At 70.8% G+C, this 21,707-nt stretch carries 21 protein-coding genes; all 21 read right to left on the bottom strand.

The features are described 5' to 3' along the window. Window positions 1-1,587, bottom strand: coding sequence for a hypothetical protein (locus ACZ6S4_RS23930; RefSeq protein WP_465477034.1), 1,587 nt, complete (start codon window positions 1,585-1,587; stop codon window positions 1-3). Continuing rightward, window positions 1,565-3,607 (bottom strand): flagellar biosynthesis protein FlhA, encoded by a 2,043-nt coding sequence (flhA, locus tag ACZ6S4_RS23925; RefSeq protein ID WP_465477033.1) that lies wholly within the window; start codon window positions 3,605-3,607, stop codon window positions 1,565-1,567. The genes ACZ6S4_RS23930 and flhA overlap by 23 nt, the downstream gene beginning before the upstream one ends. Window positions 3,608-3,684: 77 nt before the next feature. Next, window positions 3,685-4,776 carry an EscU/YscU/HrcU family type III secretion system export apparatus switch protein gene (locus tag ACZ6S4_RS23920; RefSeq protein WP_465477032.1) on the bottom strand — a complete coding sequence of 364 codons (1,092 nt, stop codon included), beginning with the start codon at window positions 4,774-4,776 and terminating at the stop codon, window positions 3,685-3,687. 3 nt (window positions 4,777-4,779) lie between these two features. After that, the gene (locus tag ACZ6S4_RS23915; RefSeq protein WP_465477031.1) at window positions 4,780-5,544 is read right to left on the bottom strand and encodes a flagellar biosynthetic protein FliR; all 765 of its coding nucleotides are present in this window, start codon (window positions 5,542-5,544) and stop codon (window positions 4,780-4,782) included. Further along, on the bottom strand, window positions 5,541-6,392 hold the full coding sequence (gene fliP / locus ACZ6S4_RS23910; protein ID WP_465477030.1) for a flagellar type III secretion system pore protein FliP: 852 nt from the start codon (window positions 6,390-6,392) through the stop codon (window positions 5,541-5,543). Before fliP ends, ACZ6S4_RS23915 begins: the two co-directional genes overlap by 4 nt. Window position 6,393: 1 nt before the next feature. Further along, window positions 6,394-6,816: a flagellar biosynthetic protein FliO gene (fliO, locus tag ACZ6S4_RS23905; RefSeq protein ID WP_465477029.1), complete on the bottom strand. Its 423-nt coding sequence runs from the start codon at window positions 6,814-6,816 to the stop codon at window positions 6,394-6,396. A gap of 3 nt (window positions 6,817-6,819) precedes the next feature. Continuing rightward, a complete protein-coding gene (gene fliN, locus ACZ6S4_RS23900) occupies window positions 6,820-7,572 on the bottom strand; it encodes a flagellar motor switch protein FliN (protein WP_465477028.1) in 753 nt (250 codons plus the stop codon). After that, window positions 7,569-8,501, bottom strand: a complete 933-nt coding sequence (locus ACZ6S4_RS23895) for a flagellar motor switch protein FliM (RefSeq protein ID WP_465477027.1) — start codon at window positions 8,499-8,501, stop codon at window positions 7,569-7,571. Before ACZ6S4_RS23895 ends, fliN begins: the two co-directional genes overlap by 4 nt. A 109-nt stretch (window positions 8,502-8,610) precedes the next feature. Beyond that, complete coding sequence (locus tag ACZ6S4_RS23890; RefSeq protein WP_465477026.1) at window positions 8,611-9,075, bottom strand: flagellar basal body-associated FliL family protein; 465 nt, start codon at window positions 9,073-9,075, stop codon at window positions 8,611-8,613. Between the two features lie 20 nt (window positions 9,076-9,095). Next, entirely contained in the window at window positions 9,096-10,112 is a 1,017-nt protein-coding gene (locus ACZ6S4_RS23885; RefSeq protein WP_465477025.1) for a flagellar motor protein MotB, read from the bottom strand. Window positions 10,113-10,203: 91 nt separating this feature from the next. After that, window positions 10,204-10,992 (bottom strand): flagellar motor protein, encoded by a 789-nt coding sequence (locus ACZ6S4_RS23880; protein WP_360545757.1) that lies wholly within the window; start codon window positions 10,990-10,992, stop codon window positions 10,204-10,206. Continuing rightward, the gene (locus ACZ6S4_RS23875) at window positions 10,992-11,285 is read right to left on the bottom strand and encodes a flagellar FlbD family protein (RefSeq protein ID WP_451913470.1); all 294 of its coding nucleotides are present in this window, start codon (window positions 11,283-11,285) and stop codon (window positions 10,992-10,994) included. The genes ACZ6S4_RS23880 and ACZ6S4_RS23875 overlap by 1 nt, the downstream gene beginning before the upstream one ends. Window positions 11,286-11,533: 248 nt before the next feature. Further along, window positions 11,534-12,760, bottom strand: coding sequence for a flagellar hook protein FlgE (locus ACZ6S4_RS23870; RefSeq protein ID WP_465477024.1), 1,227 nt, complete (start codon window positions 12,758-12,760; stop codon window positions 11,534-11,536). A 3-nt stretch (window positions 12,761-12,763) separates the two neighbouring features. Continuing rightward, entirely contained in the window at window positions 12,764-13,255 is a 492-nt protein-coding gene (locus ACZ6S4_RS23865) for a flagellar hook assembly protein FlgD (RefSeq protein WP_465477023.1), read from the bottom strand. A gap of 84 nt (window positions 13,256-13,339) precedes the next feature. Beyond that, on the bottom strand, window positions 13,340-15,316 hold the full coding sequence (locus ACZ6S4_RS23860; protein WP_465477022.1) for a flagellar hook-length control protein FliK: 1,977 nt from the start codon (window positions 15,314-15,316) through the stop codon (window positions 13,340-13,342). Between the two features lie 27 nt (window positions 15,317-15,343). Then, entirely contained in the window at window positions 15,344-16,297 is a 954-nt protein-coding gene (locus ACZ6S4_RS23855; RefSeq protein ID WP_465477021.1) for a transglycosylase SLT domain-containing protein, read from the bottom strand. After that, window positions 16,294-16,968, bottom strand: a complete 675-nt coding sequence (locus tag ACZ6S4_RS23850) for a flagellar export protein FliJ (protein WP_465477020.1) — start codon at window positions 16,966-16,968, stop codon at window positions 16,294-16,296. The genes ACZ6S4_RS23855 and ACZ6S4_RS23850 overlap by 4 nt, the downstream gene beginning before the upstream one ends. Window positions 16,969-17,057: 89 nt before the next feature. Beyond that, a complete protein-coding gene (locus tag ACZ6S4_RS23845) occupies window positions 17,058-18,365 on the bottom strand; it encodes a FliI/YscN family ATPase (RefSeq protein WP_465477019.1) in 1,308 nt (435 codons plus the stop codon). Between the two features lie 13 nt (window positions 18,366-18,378). Beyond that, window positions 18,379-19,053, bottom strand: a complete 675-nt coding sequence (locus tag ACZ6S4_RS23840; RefSeq protein ID WP_465477018.1) for a FliH/SctL family protein — start codon at window positions 19,051-19,053, stop codon at window positions 18,379-18,381. Next, a complete protein-coding gene (fliG, locus tag ACZ6S4_RS23835; RefSeq protein WP_360545739.1) occupies window positions 19,037-20,062 on the bottom strand; it encodes a flagellar motor switch protein FliG in 1,026 nt (341 codons plus the stop codon). Before fliG ends, ACZ6S4_RS23840 begins: the two co-directional genes overlap by 17 nt. Window positions 20,063-20,104: 42 nt before the next feature. Then, complete coding sequence (gene fliF, locus ACZ6S4_RS23830) at window positions 20,105-21,706, bottom strand: flagellar basal-body MS-ring/collar protein FliF (protein WP_465477017.1); 1,602 nt, start codon at window positions 21,704-21,706, stop codon at window positions 20,105-20,107. Window position 21,707: the final 1 nt, after the last annotated feature.

Raw genomic sequence — 21,707 nt, 5'->3', positions numbered from 1 at the left:
CTACCTGCCCCGTGCGGGCCGCCGCGGGAGAGCGGCCATCGGCACCACGTCCGCGGCGATCCGGGCGCACAGCATCGCCGCCCAGGCGTGCGGGGTGGCGGGCTTGCCGTCCAGCGAGACGATCGGCCGGTCCAGGCCCAGCACGGTGGCCGGGTCCGAGGTGATGTCGACGCTGTGCACCACCAGCGCCTCCACCTCACCGAGCGTCCGCAGGTGCCGGGCCGTGTCGGCGGTCTTGCGCGTGGCGTCGACGACCGCCCACACCGCCGTGGCCCCCAGCGCGTCGCACATGTCGCTGACCCAGATCGGGTCCGTCCCGCCGACCGGGGCGTCGACCACCACGATCCAGGCATGGTCGGCACTCTGCAGCCGGTCCGCCTTGGCCGCGGCGGCCGGCGGGTCGCCGAGCACCCGCGAGGAGTGCATGCCGGTGCCGGCCGCGGTGGGGCCGCCCAGCATCAGGTGCGCCTGGTCGATCCCGGCCTGTTCGCAGAGCTTGCGGCCGATCGGCAGGGCGTGGTCCAGATCCCCGCAGAGCACCAGGATCTCGCCGGGTGCGTCCGGCACGGGCGGTGCGCCGGGCCGCGACGCCAGCACGCTGAGGACCCCGGCGTACGTGTCCCCGCCGACGATCTGCGCGGCCATCTCCTCCGGCATGCCGACCTTCATCAGGTTCAGCTGCACCGGATCACCCTGGAACTGCCGCAGCACCGCCGGTGGCTGGGACGTCGTCGTCGCGTGCACCGCCGGCGCCGGTGCGGTCGCGGGCACCCCCAGCCCGAGCCCGGCCAGCGTCTCGGCCAGCCCGTTGCCGGCCGGCGCCGGGGAGGTCGGCACCAGCCCGTACGCCGCGGCGGCGGTACGCGGTGGCGCCGGGTTCTGCGCGGCCCGGTTGGCGGCGGCGTTCGTCGGGAAGGCCGGCGCGTCGTTGACCCCGAGACCGCCCATGAGCTCCGCCAGCGACGGTACGGGCGGCAGCGGCCGCGTGCTGCCGGAGCCGCCGCCGTTGACCGGGGAGCCGGTGGCCTGGGCGGGGCGGAACGGCCGTACCGTCGGGCCCTCCGGCCGGTCCTCGTCGGTGGCCTTGGGCCGGGGCCCCGGCCGGCCCCACGGGTTGGTGTCGGCCTTGTCCAGGCCGGCCATCAGCTCCGCGAAAGCGGCGCCCGGATCGGCCGCGGCCCGCCCGGCCGCGCCCGGCTGACCGGCGCCCAACTGGCCGGCTCCCGATCCGGGCCGGCCGACTGCGGCTTCGGCGTCCCCCATCCCCGCGTCCCGGCCGCTCAGCCGGTCCGCGACGGCCGGGCCGCCGTCCGGCACGATCCGGTCCCGGGACTCGGCGCGCGCCAGCAACTGTTCCAGCGTCTGTGGCGGCTCCTCGGCCGCCGGTGGCCGGCGTGGTACGTCACGTTCATCGGCGTCCGGAACTTCGACCGACAGCTCGTAGTGCTGCTTGGCGAAGAAACCGCCGAAGCCACCGCTACGGACCTTGTCGGCCGAGATGATCCGGACCGATGAGCCGTACTCGTCGCGCACCTGCGCCAGCAACGGCTCGATGGCCGGCCCCTCAAGCAGCACCCGCGTAGGCACCGTTCACCACCCCCATGGTCTCGATCTGTGCGGTGGAACCAGAGATCTCGGAATAGGACAGCACCTGCACCCGGCGGGAACCCGCGCGCAGGAGACGCATCAATGGCAGCCGTAGCTGCGGTGAGCAGGCCAGCACCGGGGTGATGCCCTGCTGTTCGGCCGCCTCGACCAGCCGGCCGGCCTCGGTGACCATGGCCTCGGCCCGCATGCCGTCGATCGCCATGAAGGCACCGGTCTCGCTCGGGCGCAGCGACTCGAGCAGGTTCTGCTCGAGCATCGGGTCCAGCGTGATGACCGTGAGCCGGCCGCCGGCCGCGTACTGGGCGGCGATGGCCGGGCCCAGCGCGGCGCGGGCCGCCTCGACCAGGCCGTCGTGGTCGACGGAGACCTTGGCCCGCAGCGACAGCGACTCGAAGATCCGGACCAGGTCGCGGATCGGTACGCCCTCGTCCAGCAGCGCCTGCAGCACCCGCTGGATCTGGCCCAGGCTGAGCAGCGACGGCGTCAGCTCCTCGACCACGACGGGGTGGGTGCGCTTGACCATCTCGGTCAGCGACCGCACGTCCTCGCGGCCGAGCAGGCGGCTGGCGTTCTGCCGGACGATCTCGGCCAGGTGGGTGATGATCACGGACGCCCGGTCCACGACCGTCGCGCCGGAGAGCTCGGCCTGGTAGTGCAGCTCGGCCGGGACCCACTTGCCGGCCAGCCCGAAGACCGGCTCGACACCGGCCCGGCCGGGCAGCGCCTGCAGGCCGTCGCCGATCGCCAGCACGGTGCCGGGCGGGGCCTGGCCGGTGCCGGCGTCGACCCCGCTGATCCGGATCGCGTACGAGGAGAGCGGCAGGTCCAGGTCGTCCCGGGTGCGCACGGGCGGCATCACCATGCCCAGCTCCAGGGCCATCTTGCGGCGCAGGGCCCGGACCCGGTCCAGCAGGTCGCCGCCGTTGGTGTCGACCAGGTCGACCAGGTCGGGCGACAGGGCCAGCTCCAACGGGTCGACGCGCATCTCGCCGAGCAGCTGCTCGGGCGAGTCCGGTGCGGGGCGTTCAAGCTCGGCCGCGGGGGTGCCGACGGCCTCCGGCTCCGGGTCCTTGATCCGCTGGGCGATCAGCATCACGGTGCCGCCGATCAACAGGAACGGGATCTTGGGCAGGCCCGGGATCACGCACAGCCCGAGGGCGGCGCCACCCGCGATGCGCAGGGCCAGCTTGTTCTGGCTGAGCTGGGCCGTGACGCTGCTGCCCATGTCGCCGGTGGTGGCCGAGCGGGTGGTGATCAGACCGGTGGCGACCGAGAGCAGCAGGGCCGGGATCTGCGAGACCAGGCCGTCGCCGACGGTCAGCAGGCTGTAGTGGTTCATCGCCTCGGCGGGCGACATGCCCTCCTGGAGCATGCCGATGGCGAAGCCGCCGACCAGGTTGATGACCGTGATGATGATGGCGGCGATGGCGTCGCCCTTGACGAACTTGGAACCACCGTCCATCGCGCCGTAGAAGTCGGCCTCGGCGGCGACGTCGGCGCGGCGTTGTTTGGCCTCGGCCTCGTCGATCAGGCCGGCGTTGAGGTCGGCGTCGATCGCCATCTGCTTGCCGGGCATCGCGTCGAGGGTGAAGCGGGCCCCGACCTCGGCGACCCGCTCGGCACCCTTGGTGACCACCACGATCTGCACGATGATCAGGATCATGAAGATCACCAGGCCGATCACCAGGGAGCCGCCGACCACGAAGCTGCCGAACGCGTGGATGACCTTGCCGGCGTCGCCGTCGCGCAGCACCAGCCGGGTGGCGCTGATGTTGAGGGCCAGCCGGAACAGGGTGGCGACCAGCAGCAGGGCCGGGAAGACGGAGAAGTCGAGCGGCCGCTGGACGAACATGGCGACCAGCAGGATCAGCAGGGCGCCGGTGATGTTGAGCGCGATGAGCAGGTCGAGCAGGAAGGTCGGCAGCGGCACGACCATCATGACGATGATGCCGATGACCCCGATGGGTACGGCGAACTTGCTGAGGTTGCGGTTCTTCACAGCACCCCCTCCACTTGCTGATACTCCCGCAGTGGCGCGCGTGATGTGAGTAAATCTCCCAGATTGTGGCTATGGTCCTATGCGGCCGCCGGGGTCGGGTTCGGGTTGCGATGGACCCCGGCCGCCGATCCCTTGGCCTTCAGGCTCATCACGAACGCCAGCACCTTGGCCACCGTGGCGTAGAACTCGGCCGGGATCTCCATGCCCACCTCCACGCTCTGCTCCAGCGCCCGGGCCAGCGGTACGTCCTGCACCATCGGGATGCGGTGCTCGGTGGCGAGCTCGCGGATCTTCTGGGCGGTGTTGCCCTGGCCCTTGGCGATCACCCGCGGGGCGCCGCGCTCCGGTTCATAACGCAGGGCGACGGCGACGTGGGTCGGGTTGACCAGCACCACGTCGGCGGTGGGTACGTCGGCCATCTGCCGGTTGCGGGCCATGGCCATCTGTTTGGCCCTGATCTGGCCCTTGACGTGCGGGTCGCCCTCGGTGTTCTTGTGCTCCTGCTTGACCTCCTCCTTGCTCATCCGCAGCTGCTTGTTGGTGCGCTTGCGCACCACGAAGTAGTCGGCGGCGGCCATCACGATGCCGGCCACCGCCGCCGCCCGGATCAGCGACAGCACGGCGTCGTTGATGACGCCGAGCAGCGAGCCGATCTGCAACTGACCCGCGGTCATCAGCAGCGGCACGATGTCCTTCATCGTCAGGTACAGCACGCCGCCCAGCACTCCGGTCTTGACCAGGGCCTTGGTGCCCTCCCAGAGCGACTGCGTGCCGAACATCTTCTTGATGCCGGGCAGCGGGTTGAGCCGGTTGAACTTCGGGATGAACAGCTTGGTGGCGACCCGGATGCCGCCCTGGGCGCCGGCCGCCGCGATGCCCACCGCCATCATCGTCAGCGCCAGCGGCAGCACGGCCCAGGCGGCGCTCATCAGGCCGTCCTTGAGGATGCCCATCGCCACCTGCGGATCGGGGTCCGCGATGACGTCCGGGATCTTGGCCATCAGCTCCCGCGAGTGCTCCATCGTCGAGCTCAGCGTGCGCGGCAGCACGATGCTGGCGGCCAGCATGCCGACCCAGGCGCCGATGTCCGGGCTGCGCCCGATCTGGCCTTCCGCCCTGGCCTTCTTGAGTTTCTGGGGAGTGGGCTGTTCGGTCTTCTCGCCGCTCACGGGTCACCCCCCGCTCAACCGGACGACCGCGATGACAGCCTTGTCGATCAGGCTGTCGAGGGCCCGCGGCAGGACCGCGATGGCGGTCCCGGACAGGGTCAGCAGCAGGAAGATCTTCGCCGGGAAGCCGAGCTGGAACGCGTTCAGCGCCGGCGCCACCCGGTTCAGCAGGCCGAACGCGACGTCGGTGAGGAACAGCACAGCGATCAGCGGACCGGCGATCTGCACCGCGGCCACCACCATCTCCCCGATCCCGGTGGTGAGCAGCCGGCTCAGCGTCTCCAGCGAGAAACTGGCGTCCAGCGGCAGCGTCTTGTACGACTGCAGGAACCCGCGCAGCACCAGCTGGTGGCCGTCGCTGGCGAACAACAGCGTCGCCGCCACCAGGTTGTAGAAGCGCCCGAAGACCGAGCTCTGGTTCTGCGACAACGGGTCGTACGCGGACGCGAGGGTGAAGCCGCCGAACACGTCCAGCAGGTCACCGGCCGCCTGCACCGCGGCGAAGAAGAGGTACGTGATGAAGCCCAGCGCCGCGCCCACGAAGACCTGCAGCACCGAGCTGGCGATGATCGCCGTGGTCTGGATGGAGGGCACCGAGGCGGTCAGGTACGGCGCCATCGGCAGCGCCAGCCCGATCGAGAGCAGCACCTTGACCTGCGCGGGGATGAGCCGGGAGTTGAACGGCGGGCACAGCATCAGCCACGCGCCGGCCCGGGCCGCACCCAGCATGACGGCGACCAGCTCGGCGATCGGCAGGTTCCAGTTCATTGGTACGACCCCACCAGTGCCGTGATGATCAGCCCCCAGCCGTTCACCAGCACGAAGAGCAGCAGCTTGAACGGCATCGCCACGGTCACCGGGGGCAGCATCATCATGCCCAGCGACATCAGCGACGCGGAGACGACCATGTCGATGATGAGAAACGGGATGAAGATGACGAAGCCGATGATGAAGGCCGCGCGCAGCTCGGACAGCACGAACGCCGGAATCAGCGTGGTGAGCTCCACGTCGGCCGGGGTCGCGGGCTTCTCCTGCCCGGACACCTTGACCAGCAGGGCCAGCTCGTCCTCGCGGGTGCTTTTGAGCATGAACTCGCGCAGCGGCTGCACCCCGTCGGCGAACGCCTGCGACTGGGTCTTGTCGCCGGCCAGATAGGGCTGCACGCCCACCTCGTTCACCTGCGACACCACCGGGCTCATGATGAACAGACTGATGAACAGGGCCAGCCCGGCGAGCACCTGGTTGGGCGGCAGGCTGGTCAGCCCCAGCGCGTTACGGGTGATCCCGAGGACCATGAACACCTTGGTGAAGCAGGTGCACAGCAGCAGCACCGCCGGGGCGACCGAGAGCAGCGTCAGGCCCAGCACGATCACCAGCGAGGAGGCCGGCTTGCTGCCGTCGGGATTCGTACCGTTGATGTTGAAGTTGATGCTGCCGCCGCTCGGGGTCACCGTGGGCGCGACCGGGGCCGTCGGGCCCGGCGCGCGCGGCAGCTCGTAGCCGACCGTGACGGCGGCGGGCGCGGGCGTGGGCTGCGGCGGCGCGGCCTGCGCCGCGGCGGCCGGCACCAGCGCGCCGAGCGCGAAGAGCAGGATCAGCAGGGTACGACGCCACATGTCAGCGCCTCGTCGTCCGGTCGCGCAGGAAATCCAGGGTCGAGCTCCACGTCCGCGGGGACAGCAGCGAGCCGTCCAGCTTGCCGCCGTGATGCGGCAGCACGGTCGGATGCACCGCCGGGAGCACGCCGTCGGCCTCGGCCACCGGTTCGGGCCGGACGTGCGGCTCGGGCCCGAACGCGTCCAGGGCGGTCTCGCCCAGCAGGCTGACCTGGGTGTCGGTGACGCCGAGGATGAGCGCCCGGTCGGCGACCTGGACGACCGCCACCGACGAGCCGCGGCTCAGCGACTGCCGGTTGAGCACCGACAGGTTGCCGGATCCGCGCCGGCCCACGCCCCCGCGCCGCGCCACCCTGGCCAGTCCCCACATCAGGCCGAAGACGACCAGCAGCGAGAAGCCGATCCGCAGCACGAGCTCGAACAAGGGTTACTCCCGTTCGCTGCCGGGAGCGACGATCTCGGTGATCCGGATGCCGAAGTTCTCGTCGATGACGACGACCTCGCCGCGGGCGATCAACCGGCCGTTGACCAGCAGGTCGGCCGGGCTGCCGGCGGCCCGGTCCAGCTCCACGATCGCGCCCGGGATCAGCGAGAGCAGTTCCCGCACGCTCATCCGGGTGCGGCCCAGCTCGGCCGAGACCTCCATCTCGACGTCGTGCAGCATGTCCAGCCCGCCGCGCATGGGCGCGGCACCACCCTCGCCCCGGCGGGCCACGCCACCGGGCGCCCCGTCGGACGGCCACGGCGTCAGCGTCATGGCGATGACCGCCCGGATGTCGCCACCGTCCAGCAGCGGCACGGCGACGGCGTCGTTCTTGGCGGCGATCGCGCTCAGCGCCACGCCCGAGTCCATGAGCTGGCCCGGGTCGAGCACCACCGGACCGAACGCGCGGGCCGCGGCCTCCAGCGCCGGCCGGATGGCCGCGGTCAGGTCCAGCTCGCCGAGCGGGCTCTCCTTCAGCGCGTCGGCCAGGTCCTGACCGACCACGACGACGACCTCGCCGGTCGCCGCCCCGCTGAACTTGGCGGTGACGGCCTGCCCGGTGGTCAGCATGTCGCCGCTCGCGCTCACCGGCGCGCCGACCATGAGCTCCCGGCTCGTCGGCAGCACGGCCAGGGCTGCCTCGGCCGCGCTGCGGACCAGCGCGAGCTGGGGATCGGTGATCGTGGGCGCGGTCATCGGCGCTCCTCCTTGGGCGACGGCACGACGAGGCAGGCCAGCCGGGCACCCTGGTTACCGGGCACTGCGTGTGCAAAAACGGTCTCGTTGACGGTGACCTCGAGCGGCACGCTGGTCGGGTGGGCCAGCGGCACGACATCACCGGGTCGTAGATCCACAATGTCATCGGTACGCATGCGGATGGGCTGGAATCGGACAGCTACGTCAATCGGCGCCGCGGAAAGTCCGGCTGTGATGTTGCGCAGCGAGGTGTCGCGTACCATCCGCTCGGCCGCGGTGAGCTCGATCGTCTCCTGCTTCTCCAGCACCGGCAGGATGGTGCTGAACGGCAGGCAGATGCTGGCCACGCACTCCTCGGTGCCGATCTTGACCTCGAACGAGGCGATCACCACGGCGTCGCCCGGCTGGTGCGCCCGCAGGAACTGGGCGTTGTACTCGATCTCCTTGAGCTTGGGGGAGATGTCGACCAGCTGCTCGAAGCCGTACCGCAGCTCGCCCAGCATCCGTTCCATCAGCCCGCGCAGCAGGGGCATCTCGACCTCGGTCAGCGGCCGCTCCGGCTGGGCTCCGCCGGGGCCACCGAGCATATGGTCGATAGCGGTCATCGCGGCCGAGGAGGCGAGCTCCAGCAGCACCGTGCCGGACAGGGGTTCGATGGAGACGACCGCGATCACGGTGGGGTTGGCCAGCGAGGAGATGTACTCGTCGTAGTTCAGCTGCTCGATGGAGACCAGCGACACGCTGCTGACCACGCGCAGCCGGGTGGTGAACAGCGTTCCGCAGCTGCGCGCGTACGTCTCGAAGGCGATCTGCAGCGTGCGGATGTGCTCGCGGGAAAGCTTGATCGGCTTGCGGAAGTCGTACGTGGTGGGGCCGGCGTTGCCGCGCCGGGCCATCTTGCCGGGGGGTCGGGTCGGAGACGTGGTCACGTCGTCCTGATCGGCCGGGTTGCGGAACCGCTGAGCCGCCGGGCGTGCTTTGTCCCCGGCTACGCGAAATGGGCAGGTCCGCCGGGAGCGGACCTGCCCATCGCGGGGGTCACTGGGTGACGAAGGAGGTGAAGTAGATGCCCATCACCAGGTGCTTGTCGTCGTGGTTGTACGCCTTCTCGATCTTCTCGAGCAGCTCTTCCTTGGCCTTGAGCCGGCCCTTCTCGGTCTCGAGCTCGGCCAGCTCCATGCCGGTGTACTTGTCGATCGCCAGGTCCCGGGCCTCCGCGAGGTCGACCTCCTCCTCGCCGGCTTCCTCGGTCATCTGCAGGGCGAAGCCGAGCTTGAGGTAGTGCGCGTCGGCCAGGTTGATCGTCATCGTGTCCTCGATCGCCACGACCGCGCCCTTCACCGGCTCCGGCTCGGCGGCCTCGGCCGCGTCGCCCTTGAGGAAGAACCAGCCACCGGCGCCGCCTCCGCCGAGCAGCACCACGGCGAGGATAATGATCATCAGCATCTTCTTGGACTTCTTCTTCGGCGCTTCCGCCGTAGCGTCCTTGTCGTCCTTGCTCATCGGAACTCCTCCTGTCGTGGTCAGTCGTGCGGGGTGGTGGACTCGGTGGTTGATTCGGTCGTACCGGCGGTTGCTTTAGCCTCCGCGGCGGCCTGCTTGGTGGTAGTTCCGGTGTGCAGCTTCGCGTCGTCGCCCGCTGCCGCCGGCAGCAGCGCGGCCTGCTCGGCGTTGAGCTGGGTGAGCACGACGACGTCCACCCGGCGGTTCATGGTGACCGCCCGCGGGTCCTTGGGGTCGATCAGCGGCTTGGTGTCGGAGAAGCCCACCGCGCTCATCCGGTCTTTGGGCAGGCCGTGCCCGATCAGGTACCGGACGGTGGTGGACGCCCGCGCCGCGGACAGCTCCCAGCCGCTGGGGTAGTACGTGGTGGTCGCCTTGAGCTGGTTGGTGTTGCCGTCGACCTCGATGTTGTTCGGCAGCTTGGCCAGCGTGGGCGCGATGGCGTCGAGGATCTTGCGCCCGCCGGCCCGCAGCTCGGCCCGGTTACCGGCGAAGACCACCTCGTTGGTGACCACGGTGACCACCAGGCCGCGCTCGTTGATGGTGAACTTGACCTGGTTGAGCAGCTTGGCCGCCTCCAGCGCGTCGGCGATCTTCCGCTCGATCTCCTTGAGGTTCTCGGCCTCCTTGGTGGCCGCCTTCGCGTTGGCCGAGGCCTCCTTGCGGCTCGCGGCGAGCAGGGCCCGCTGCACCGCGTCCTTCTGCTCCTTGGTCATGCCCTCCGTGCCGCTGCCGCCGTCGCCCGGGTTGGTGCCCGGGTCGATCGGGACGACGTTGGTGCTCTGCCCGGCGCCCTCCAGGTTCGAGACGTTGCCGGTCATCGCGACGCTGGAGGCACCGAAGCCCTCGGAGAGGCCGGCCGCCAGCTCGGCGAATTTCTTCTTGTCGACGTTGCTCATGCTGAACAGCACCACGAACAGGACGAACAGCAGCGTGAGCATGTCGGCGTACGACACGAGCCAGCGCTCGTGGTTGACGTGCTCCTCGTGCTCCTCGTGTCCGCCTTTCTTCCTGCGCCCCCCGCCGCCCGAGCTCATCCTGTGCCCACCTTTCGCATGCCCTCGTGGCCCTCGCCGTCACTGTCGCGGCGCACGCCTTCCCGGCGTGGCTCGGTGCAGTCGGTCATGCCTAGGCCGCCTTCTTGGTGGACGCGGCCTCGGCCGCCTTGGCGGCGTCCGGCGGCAGCAGGCTGCGCAGCTTCTGCGCGACCAGGCGCGGGTTGGAGCCCGCCTGGATCGCGAGCACACCGTCGATGACCAGCTCCATCTCCTCGGCCTCGATGCCGGAGAGCCGGGTCAGGCGGGCCGCGACGGGCAGGAAGATCAGGTTGGCGGACAGCACGCCCCAGAGCGTCGCGACGAACGCCGCGGCGATGGAGTGACCGAGCGTCTCCGGCTTGTCGAGGTTCTCGAGCACGTGCACCAGGCCCATGACCGTGCCGATGATGCCGACGGTCGGGGCGTAGCCACCCATGTTCTCGAAGATCTTCATGCCGGCCTTGTCGGCCTTCTTCTTGGCGCCGACCTCGGCGTGCAGGATGTCGTGCAGCTCCTCGGGGTCCGTACCGTCGATGGCCAGTTGCAGGCCACGCTTGAGGAACGGGTGCTCGACCGTCTTGACCGCGTCCTCGAGGGCCAGCAGGCCCTCGCGGCGGGCCCGCTCGGCCAGTTTGACGATGTCGTCGACGAGCTTGTTCGGCGGCGTCACCTTGGCCAGGAAGGCCTTCTGCAGCAGCTTGCCGGCGCCGAGGGCGTCCTTGAGCACGCCACCGGCCATGCCGGCGCAGAACGCGCCGCCGAAGACCAGCAGCATGGACGGGATCAGGATGATGGAGGCCGGGCTGCCGCCCTCCAGGATCTGCACGGTGAAGACGATGGCCAGTGCGATGACTACACCAAGGATGGTGGCGAGGTCCATCAGCGGTCCTTCCGGTGCAGCTGCAGCACGTTCGTCGCAGCGGTCTCGTCGTCGTGGTCAGCGGGCGCGGGCTCGGCCAGCAGGGCCGGCTCGGACTCGATGCGACTCGCCTGGGCGATCAGCGAGGCGCGGTAGTGGCGCACCGAGTCGATGAACTCGGGCACCGATTCGGCGATGACGTACTTGGTGCCGTCCACCAGCGTGATGACCGTGTCGGGCGTGCAGTCGGCACGCTCGACCAGGTCGGGGTTGAGGGCGAACACGGCTCCGTTGAGGCGGGTTACGAGAATCACGACATCCGTCCTTGGGGCGTCTCATTGGCTGGTGGGCCGTCCATGGCCCGTCCTTAATCACTTCGGCGTGGTGCCGGTTGCCGATGAGGGCGACCTGGTCACTTTCCGGGTGCGAGCCGCCCCGGAAAGAGCGAAGCCGGGGCCGGCAGACGTACCCGGCCCCGGCCTAAGCCGGTCTTTCTTCTCAGACCCCGGCCTGAGCCGGTGCTTCTGCTCAGCCCCCGCCTAAGCCGGACCATGCATCCGATTCACCGTTTGAGGTTGACGAGCTCCTGCAGGATCTCGTCGGAGGTGGTGATGATCCGGCTGTTGGCCTGGAAGCCGCGCTGGGCGATGACCAGGTTGGTGAACTCCTGGGCCAGGTCGACGTTCGACATCTCCAGCGCGCCGCTGGTGATCAGGCCGAGGCCCGCCGACCCGGCCGAGCCGACCTGGGCCAGGCCCGAGTTCACCGTGCTGCGGAACATCGAGTCGCCGATCTTCTCCAGGCCGTTGACGTTGTTGAAGTTGGCCAGCGCGAGCTGACCCAGCGTCTGCTTGAGGCCGTTGGAGAAGACACCGACGATCTGGCCGGTGTTCGACACCGTGTAGGAGCTCAGGATGCCGGCGGCGGAACCGTCCGACGCGCTCACCCGGGCCTCGGTGTTGCCGGCGTACGTGGTCAGGTCGTGGATGTCGATCTCGTAGCCACCCATGGTGATCTTTCCGGTGTCCTTGCCGTCCACGTCCAGCTCGCCGCGGGCCTTGCCGCCCGGGAAGGAGATCGGCTGCGTCGCCGGGACCGGAGCCGGGACCAGACCCGGCATCGTCATCTCCCAGACCGGGTAGCCGTCGGCGTCGTCCGCGCCCCGGGTGAGCACGACGTCCAGGGTTCCCGAACGGCCCTGAGCGTCGATGGTCGGGATGGGAATCGTCTTGGCGCTGCTGACGCCCGTGGCCTCGTAGGAGAGGTTGCCGGTCAGCGTGAACGATTCCGTCTGGGTCGGCTCCAGGCTGATGCCGATGGGCAGCTTGATGTCGCCCGGCGCGCCGGCCGGGTTGACCACGCCGTCGTCGTCCGCACTCCAGCCCTGCACGATCTGGCCGTTGGGCGTGGTCAGCGAGCCGTTGGCGTCGAAGGTGAACGAGCCGGCCCGGGTGTAGACCGTCTCGCCGCCGCTCTTGGTGATGAAGAAGCCGTCACCCTGGATCATCATGTCGCCGGACTTGCCGGTGGTCTGCGCGGCGCCCTGGCTGAAGTTGGCGTTCACGCTGGCCGTCCGCACACCCAGGCCGACCTGGGCGGGGTTCGTGCCACCGGAGCCGTTCTGCGGGGCGCCGGCCGCGTTGACCATCTGCGAGAGCGTGTCCTGGAAGACGGTCTGGCTCGACTTGTAACCGGTGGTGTTGACGTTGGCGATGTTGTTGCCGGTGACGTCCATCATCTGCTGGTGCGCGCGCAGGCCGCTGATGCCGGAGAAGAGAGAACGCAGCATAGGTCAGGTGTCCTTCGGGGTAGCGGGATCGGTGGTTGTCGCTGGTCCGGTTGCGGTTTGCTGGACTTCCGTGACCTTGGACAGCTGCACATCCGTGTTCCCGACCACGAGCGTCGGTTCGCTGTCTCCGTTGAGCTTCGTCTTGGTGACGACGCCCGTCTGGGTCATGCCGTTGCCGTCCTGATACGTGACCGTGCGGCCGACCAGCGCGCTGGCGCCGATCAACTGCTGGGCCTGCATCATCTCGGCGATCTGGCCGAGCTTCTCGACCTGGGTGAACTGCGCCGTCTGGGCGAGGAACTGCGTCGAGTCGGCCGGGTTGCTGGGGTCCTGGTACTTCAGCTGCGCCACCAGCAGCTTCAGGAACGTGTCCTGGTCAGCCACCGACTTGCTGCTGCCGGCGTCCTTGCCGGTCTTGTTCGTGTACATCGACGTCGCGGTGACGTTCTTGGCGTCGAATTCCTTGCTGACGTTTCCGCCGATCGGTGACGTCATGAACAAGTCCTCCAGAGTTCGAGTCGGTGGCCCTCGCCCTCAGTTTCGGCGGGTTCGCCGATTCACTTAGCCCCTGTTTCCGGCTCAGGCCCGGATGTCGAGCCGGCTGTTGCCATTGGTGCCCGGGGGACCGGGTTCGGCCGGTACGGGAGCCGGTTCGGCGGTGTCGCCGTTCCCGCCGCGGGTCCCGTTGTTGCTGCCCATGAACGCGAACTGCTGCCGCGCCTGGTCCTGGCCGGTGCCCTGACGCAGATCCAGCGAGGTGTTGCCGAAGCCGGACTGCTGGAGCTCCCGCCGCAGGTCGTCCAGGGCGTTGCGCAGCGACTCGTGACCCGCGTCGGTCGAGCTGGACAACTGCACGTTGATCTCGCCGTTGCGGATCTCGGCGACGACCTGCACCGGGCCCAGGTCGGCGGGGTGCAGGTTGACGGTGAGCCGGTGCACACCGTCCGCGTCCAGCCGCAGCGGGATGATGCGGGCGGCGAGCTGGGTGGCCTGCGGGCTGGGTGCGGCCGGGGCCGGCGGCGCGGCGTCCGCCACCGGGGCGGTGGGTGCGGCGGGTGCGGTTGCGGCCACTCCGGCATTTCCGGGTACGGCGAAAGGCTGTTCGGCACCCGGGGCGGTGGTGGTGGGTGGCTGCGGGGTATTCGTACCGGTGCCCGGCTGTTGTCCGTCCGGGTTCTGCCCAGCGGTGTCGCCGCCGGTGCTCCCTTGTTCGCCGAGCGGAGGTGCCTCGGCCGGCGGGGCGTCGGCCTTGGCCGCTTCGGTGATGGCAGTGTCGGCGGCCTGAGGCGCAGCCTCCGTGACCGGAGCAGTTGTGGTCTCCGGAGTGACGGCTGTGGTGGTGGCGGGTGTGGCTGCGGCGGGTGCCGGAGCTGCCGGATCGGCGCCCTCGGCCACGACCTGAGTGGTGCCGGCTGCCGCCGGAGTGGCAGGAGCGGCAGCGGCGGTCGGCTGTGCTTGCGGGGCCGCGGCCTGGGTGGCGCTGCTCGGGGTGGGTGCTGTACCGGAGAAGCCGGTCTGCGTGGCGGCTTCGCCCGCGGCCTGCGTCGCGGGGGTCGCCTGCGCGCCGGCACCACCGGCGCCGCCGAACCCGGCGGCCCCACCAGCGCCGCCAGCTCCACCAGCGCCGCCAGCTCCATCCGCGCCGCCAGTCCCCGCTGCGCCGCCGGCGCCGCCTGTCCCAGCCGCGAGGCCGGCGTCGGTCCCCGGCGTTGCCGGAGCGACCTGCGCCTGCCCGGTGGCCGCAGTGCTGGGCGTAGCGGTGCTGGACGTAGCGATGCTGGGAGTGGCGGTGCCGGGTGCAGCTGTCGTTGTTGCCGATGCAGCCGTGACCGCCGGCGTAGCCGTCGGCTCGGTGGCGACCGGCCCGGTCAGCACCGGGCCGATGGCGGGCAGCGCGGCCTGGCCCAGCAGGGCCGGGGGTGTCGGCGGTACAGGCTCGGTGGTCTCGGTCTCCACCGGCTCGGTCTCCACTGACTTGGTCTCCACTGACCCGGTCTCAGCCGGCTTCGTCGCCACCGGCTGGGTCTCCCCGGCGACGGCCTGCTCCGGACGCGCGGTCTGCTGCCCCGCCGTGAACTCGACCTCCTCACCCTGCGGCCGGAGCTCGTCCGCCCGAGGCGGCGTGGGTTGAGTCTCCGGCTGCGCGGCGCCGGCGCGCTGCGCGGCCGGCCTGGCCTGCGACATCCGCTGCGGCACGGCACGCTGGTCGGTGGCGCGGTTGGGCACGGCCCGGTGCTGGGCGGCGCGGTTCTGCAGCCGGGCGTCGACCGAGCGGGACTCGGCCTGGGCCAGCGCCGCCCGGTTCGCGGCCGCGGAACGGTGCAACGCGGCCTGGTCCTGCGCCCGCTGCTGAGCCGTCCGGCTCTGCGCCGCCTGGCTCGCCTGGTGCTGGCGCTGCCGGTCCGCGCGGTGCTGCGCCTGGTCCGCCGGGGCCCGGTCCAGCTCGGCCGAGAGCGCCGAACCGAAGGCGTCCGCGCCCTCGCCCGCTCGGGGGCCCGTACGGCGCCCGGCGTCGGTCGTGGGTTTGCGGTCCGGCCCGGTGACGGAGCTCGTCATGCGGCGGTTCCCCTCTGAGTACGGCGCTCAGCCGAGCGCGGCCAGCGCCTTCTGGACCTTGGGCACGTACGCCTGGGTCTCCGCGAACGGCGGGATGCCCCCGTACTTGTGCACGCTGCCGCCGCCGGCGTTGTACGCGGCCAGCGCCAGCGGCAGCGACTTGAACTCCTTGAGGTGGCTGGAGAGCAGCTTGGCGGCACCGTTGATGGCCTGCTGGGGGTCGAACGAGTTGTCGACGCCGAGGCCGCGTGCGGTGGCCGGCATGAGCTGCATCAGGCCCTGCGCGCCGGCCTTGCTGACGGCCTTCGGGTTGTAGCCGGACTCGACCTTGGCCACGGCGGCCAGCAGCTTCGGCGACACGTCGTACTTCGCGCCCGCCTTGAGGAACATGTCCGCGTACGGGACGCCGGCCAGCGAGGTGGAGTTCTGCAGGCTGGCCGGGCGTACGGCCGCCGCGGCTCCGGCGCCGGTGGCGGCGCGGGCGGCGAGGTCGGTGCCGACGACCCGGCGGATGTGCGTGGGCGTCTCGTAGACCGACTGGATCTTGACGTGGTCGCCGGGCTTGGGTGCCGCGATCATCTTGTTGTCGCCCAGGTAGATGGCGACGTGGTCGACCGGCGAGTCGAAGGCCAGGATGTCGCCGGGCTTCGCGTCGCGCATGCTGTCGACCTTGGTGCCGACCCGGGCCTGCTCGCCCGAGGTGCGCGGCAGGTCGATGCCGAGGTCCTTGTACGCCTTCTGCACCAGGGCCGAGCAGTCCAGCCCCTTGGCGGCGTTCGTGCTGCCGAAGACGTACGGCGTGCCGAGGTACTTCTTCGCGGCGTCGACCACGGCCTGCCCGGTGACACCGGTGGTGCCCGTGGTGCCGGTGGCTTGGGTGAGCGCGCTGGCGAAGGCGGCGTCCGGCGTGGCCGGGGTGGCGATCCCGAGCTGGGACTTGAGCTCGGAGATGCGGGACATGACTCCCTGCACACCAATCATGCGTGGCTCCCGTCGTCGGCGTTGCCCTCGTCGGTGAGTTCGGCGGGTTCGCCGTCGCGCTTAGCGGCAAGCGAAAGAGTGGCCCGGGCGGCGTCGATCGCCTGCCGGGCGTTCGCCAGGTCGACGGCGGGCCGCCGGGCGGCCACCGAGTTCGCCGTCTCCCGGGCCGCGTCCTCGCGGTCGGCGGCGGTGCCGTTGCCGTGGCGCAGGGTGTTGGCCCGTTCCTCGCTGGTCGCGTCGATGCCCCGGGCCGCGTTGCGGGCCTTGGCCGTCACGGCCATCTCGTCGATGGCGAGCTGCTCGGTCCGCAGGTCGTGGGCCTTGACCGCCGCGGCGTGCCGTTCGGCCATCGACTCCACCGCCCGGCGCCGCTTGGCCGCGTCGGCCAGCTCGGCCTGCTTCTCCCGGGCCAGGTCCTCGGCGTCGGCGACCATCCGGTGCGCGCCGGAGAGGGTGGCGGCCATCGACTGGCGGGCCACCATCGAGGCGACCATCGCCCGCGCCGTGCCCTCGGTCGGCGCGTCCGCGCCGGCCAGGTCGAGCTGACGGCGCTTGACCAGCGCCTGGGCGTCGCGGATCTCCTGGCGGGACTGGATGACAGCGCCCTTGGCGGCGTCCTCCTGAGCCTTGCGGGCCCGCAGGACGGGTCCGAGCCGGAACAGGCGATTCACGAGACCTCCCGATGCGTCGAGGCGACTCCCTCACCATTGGTTCGGCCCGGGCCCGGACCGGCTGAGCGCCTGCACCCGAGCTGCACCCGTCAGGAGGCGGCGATGAGCTGCCGCAGCGCCTGCCACGAATCGGCCGCGCTCGCCTTCTCGTCCAGGCCCTGGCGCAGGAAGGCGGTGATCTGCGGCCAGATCGCGGTGGCCCGGTCGGCGTCCGGGTTGGTGCCCGGCACGTACGCGCCGATCTCGACCAGCTCGCGGACGTCGCGGTGGGCGGCCATCAGCCGGCGCAGCTCCGCGGCGTCGCTCTTCTGCTCCGGCGTGGTGATCCGGTTGGCCACCCGGGAGATCGAGTCGAGCGCCTGGATGCTCGGAAAGTGGCCGGCCGTGGCGAGCTTGCGGTCGAGCACGATGTGCCCGTCCAGGATCGAGCGGGCCGCGTCGGCGATCGGCTCGTTGTGGTCGTCGCCCTCGACCAGCACCGTGTAGAGGCCGGTGATGCTGCCCCGGGCGCCGGGCCCGGCCCGTTCCAGCAGCGAGGCGAGCATCGCGAAGACCGACGGCGGGTAACCGCGGGTGGCCGGCGGCTCGCCGACGGACAGGCCGACCTCGCGCTGGGCCATCGCCGCGCGGGTCACGCTGTCCATCATCATCAGCACGTCGCCGCCCTCGTCGCGGAAGTACTCGGCGATCCGGGTGGCGACCGAGCCGGCCCGCAGCCGGACCAGCGGCGGCGTGTCCGAGGTGGCGATCACCACCACCGAACGGGCCAGCCCCTCGGGGCCGAGGTCGTGCTCGATGAACTCGCGGACCTCCCGGCCACGCTCGCCGACCAGCGCCACGACGTTCAGCTCGGCCGTGGTGCCCCGGGTGATCATGGACATCAGCGTGCTCTTGCCCACGCCCGACCCGGCGAAGATGCCGATGCGCTGACCGCGGCCGCAGGGCACGAGCGTGTCGAGCACCCGTACGCCCAGCGGCATCGGCGCGTCGACCAGCTGGCGTTCCATCGCCGAAGGCGGTGCGGCCTCGATGCTGACCATCTCGCCCTTCAGCGGCGGGCCGCCGTCCATCGGGCGGCCCAGGCCGTCCAGGATGCGGCCGCGCAGATCCGGGCCGACCGCGACGCGCAGCGGGCCACCGGTGGAGACCACCGGGCTGCCGGTGCTCATGCCCGCGATCGGGCCCAGCGGCAGGCAGGAGAGGCGTTCACCGTCGATGGCCGCGACCTCGGCCAGTACGGCCTCGTCGCCCTCGCCGATCTGCAGCAGTTCGCCGACCCGGGCCTCCAGCCCGCTGACGGTCACCCGCAGGCCGACCGCGCCGGTGACCTTGCCGCGGCTCAGCGGCTGGGCGGCGGTCAGGGCGGCGTTGATGCGATTGCGGAAGACATCGGTCACCGGTAGGGGCCTCTCACAGTCTCAGCGCGGCCCGCGCTCTCGCCACGGCGGCGGCGATGGAGGCGTCGACGGTCGTGGTGCCGGTCTCGGCCACCGCGTCGCCGGGGTGCAACGCCGGTTCGGGCCGCAGATGCACCGGCCGGCCCTCGTAGTTGTAGTCGGCGTCGGTTGCCGTACCGACCAGATTGCGGAAATCGTCGGGATGCAGGCTCACCACGATGTCGCCCTGCTCGGGCGCGGCGTTCATGGCCCGCCGCAGCGCGGCCGCGGCCCGGCCCTCCGGGTCGTCCATGGCCCGGCCGACGATGGCCTCGGCCAGCTCGAACGCGTGCGCCAGCACCGCCTCCTGCAACTCGTGCAGGGTGGGCATCAGCTGGGTCTCCAGGTTGGTCACGGCCCGGCCCAGCGCGTTGACGGCCTGGGCCAGGGCGGCCGCGCGCCGCTGGTCGTGCGCCTGCTCCACGGCCCGGGCCCGCTCGGCGGCCGCCTCGGCGGCGAGCGCCGCGGCCCGCTGGCCCTGCGCCCAGCCCTCGGCATAACCGGTGGTCCGGGCCTGCTGCTTGGCCCGCTCGACCGGCGCGCTGTCCGGGGGTACGCCGCGGCGCAGGTCCACGCCGAAACGGGCCGCGGTGGCCGCCTCGGCGACGCTGCCCCGCAGCACCGGCCCGTCGTCAGTCGATGAGCTCATCGGCCTCGCCACCACGCTGAATCTCGATCTGGCCGGAGTCCTCCAGCGCGCGGATCACCGCGACGATCTTGGTCTGCGCCTCCTCGACCATCTTGACCTTGACCGGGCCCATCAGGTCGATCTCCTCCAGCAGGTTCTCCCGGCCCCGCTCGGAGAGGTTCTGGGTGACCTTGTTGCGGACCTCCTCCGCCACGCCCTTGAGTGCGGTGGCCAGGTCGGAGGGCTCGACCTGGCGCAGTACCAGCTGCACCGAGCGGTCGTCCAGGTTGACGATGTCCTCGAACATGAACATCCGCCGCCGGATCTCCTCGGCGATCTCCGGGTTGCGCGCCTCCAGGGCCTCCAGGATGAGGCGTTCGGTGGTGCGGTCGGCCCGGTTGATGATGTCGACCAGCGGATCCAGGCCGCCCACCGTGGAGAGCTCGTCCGGCTGGAGCACGGTGGAGAGCTTGCGCTGCAGGGCCACCTCCACCTGCCGGATCACGTCCGGGGAGGTGCGGTCCATGACGGCGATCCGGTGTGCGACGTCCGACTGCACCTCGGGCGCCAGCCCGGACAGGATCGAGCTGGCCAGCGCCGACGGGATGTGGGCCAGCACCAGCGCGATCGTCTGCGGGTGCTCGTACTGCACGTAGGAGAGCAGCTGCCGGGGATCGGCGTGGCTGAGGAAGTTGAACGGCATGTCGGTCATCGACGCCTGCAGCCGGTCCAGGATCAGCTGGGCCCGTTCGGTGCCCAGCGAGGCCTCCAGCAGCTCACGGGCGTAGGCCATGCCGCCGGCGCCGGCGTGCTTGGTGGTGGCCAGGGCGTAGAACTCGTCGATGACGTCGCCGACGACCTGCGGCTCCAGCTTGCCCAGCCGGGCGATCTCCGCGGAGATCTCCTCGACCTCGTTCTCCTTCATGTTGGCGAGCACCCGGGTCGAGTACTCCTTGCCCATCCGGACCATCAGGATGGCGGCCTTGCGCAGACCGGTCATCGACGTCGTGGTCAGCCCGGGTGTGGTCAACGCGGTTCCTCCTTGAACCAGGGGGTGGACATTCCGGGATGGCTACCGGGTGGCGGCGAGCCAGCCCCGCAGCAGCGCGGCCATCTCCTCGGGCTGGTCCTCGACCATCTGCTCGATCTCGCGCTGGCGCTCCTCGAGGGCTTCCAGGTCGGCGTTCGCCGCCTCGATCGCGGGCGAGGGGATCGCCGCGTTGAGCTGCGCCAGCCGCTGCTGCTCCAGCGCGGACTGCATGTCCTCGAGGTGCTTGAGCTCAGCCGGGGTCAGCGCCTTGCGCTTCTTGGCCCGCCGGCTGGCCCGCCAGGCCAGGAAGATCAGGAGCAGCACGACCAGGGCCATCGCCGCGGTCTTGATCAGGGAGGTCTGCTTGGCCGACTGCTCGGCGGCGGCGGACGCGGCCAGCGCGTCCTTGGCGGCGGTGGCGGCACTGGTGTCGAACGGCATGGCGCTGACCGCGATGGTGTCGCCGCGGGTGGCGTCGATCCCGGCCGCGGCGCTGACCAGCGCCTGCACGTCGGCGGAGTTCACCGCGCCGGCAGTCGTGCTGTCCAGCAGGACGGCCACGTTCAGCTTCTTGATGCTGCCCGGGGCGCTCTTGCGGGCCTCGGTGGTCTTGTTGACGGCGTTGTTGCGCACGGTGTTGCTGTTCTCGTACTGCCCGGCGCCGTTGCTGCTGGTCGCGCCGTTGGGCACCTGGATGTTGTCCGGGCCGAGCACGCCGCCGGTGCCGTTGCCGTTGCCGTTGTACGCCTCGCGGCTGATGCTCTCCGACAGCGCGGCGACGGACGGGTCCGAAGTGTAGCGCTCGGTGGTCGTCTCGGTCTGGTCGTAGTCGAGCTCGGCGGTCGTGGTCACCACGGCGTGGCCGGGTCCGACGACGCTGTCGAGCATGTTCTGCAGGGAGGAGTTGAGGCGGTTCTGGAAGGCGACGGTCTGTGACTCCGTACCGCTGTCGCCGCCGGTGGCCACCGCGGCGCCGCCGCCGGTGGACAGGATCTTGCCGTCGGCGCCGGCCACGGTGACCTGCTCCGGGTCGAGACCCTCGACGCTCGACGCGACCAGGTGCACGATCGCGCGGACCTTCTCGGCCGTCAACGGCTTGTTGGCCGCGGACTGCACCAGCACCGAGGCGGTGGTCTTGTTCTGGTCGTCGGCGAAGACGTCCTTCTGCGGCAGCACCAGATTGACCGTCGCCGCCTCCACGCCGTCGATCGACTTGATCGTGCTGGCCAGCTCACCCTGCAACGCCCGCTGGTAGTTCGTGTGCTGCATGAAGTCGCTGGTGGTGATGCCCTGCTGGTCCAGCAGCGCGTAGCCGGTGTCCGACTCGCCGGGCAGGCCCTCGCCGGACAGTTGCAGCCGCAGGTCGTACACCTGGTCCTTGGGCACCAGGATGGTGCTGCCGCCGTTGCTCAGCTCGTACGCCGTGCCGGTCTTCTGCAGCGACTCGACGATCGCGCTGGCGTCCTTGCTCGACAGGTTGCTGAACAGGGCGGAGTACGAGGGCTTGGACGCCCAGGTGGCGAAGAAGTAGCCGCCGATGAGCAGAGCGAGCACGGCGGCGATGGTGACGGCCTTCTGTCCCGGGGTGAAGGACTTGAAGGTGTCACCGGCCTTGCGTACGGGCGCGGGGAGTCGGTCGCTCATG

The organism is Actinoplanes sp. NPDC051405 (assembly GCF_055586185.1).
The sequence above is the reverse complement of the archived record's forward strand: the minus strand, read 5'-3'. Positions and strand labels throughout refer to the sequence as shown.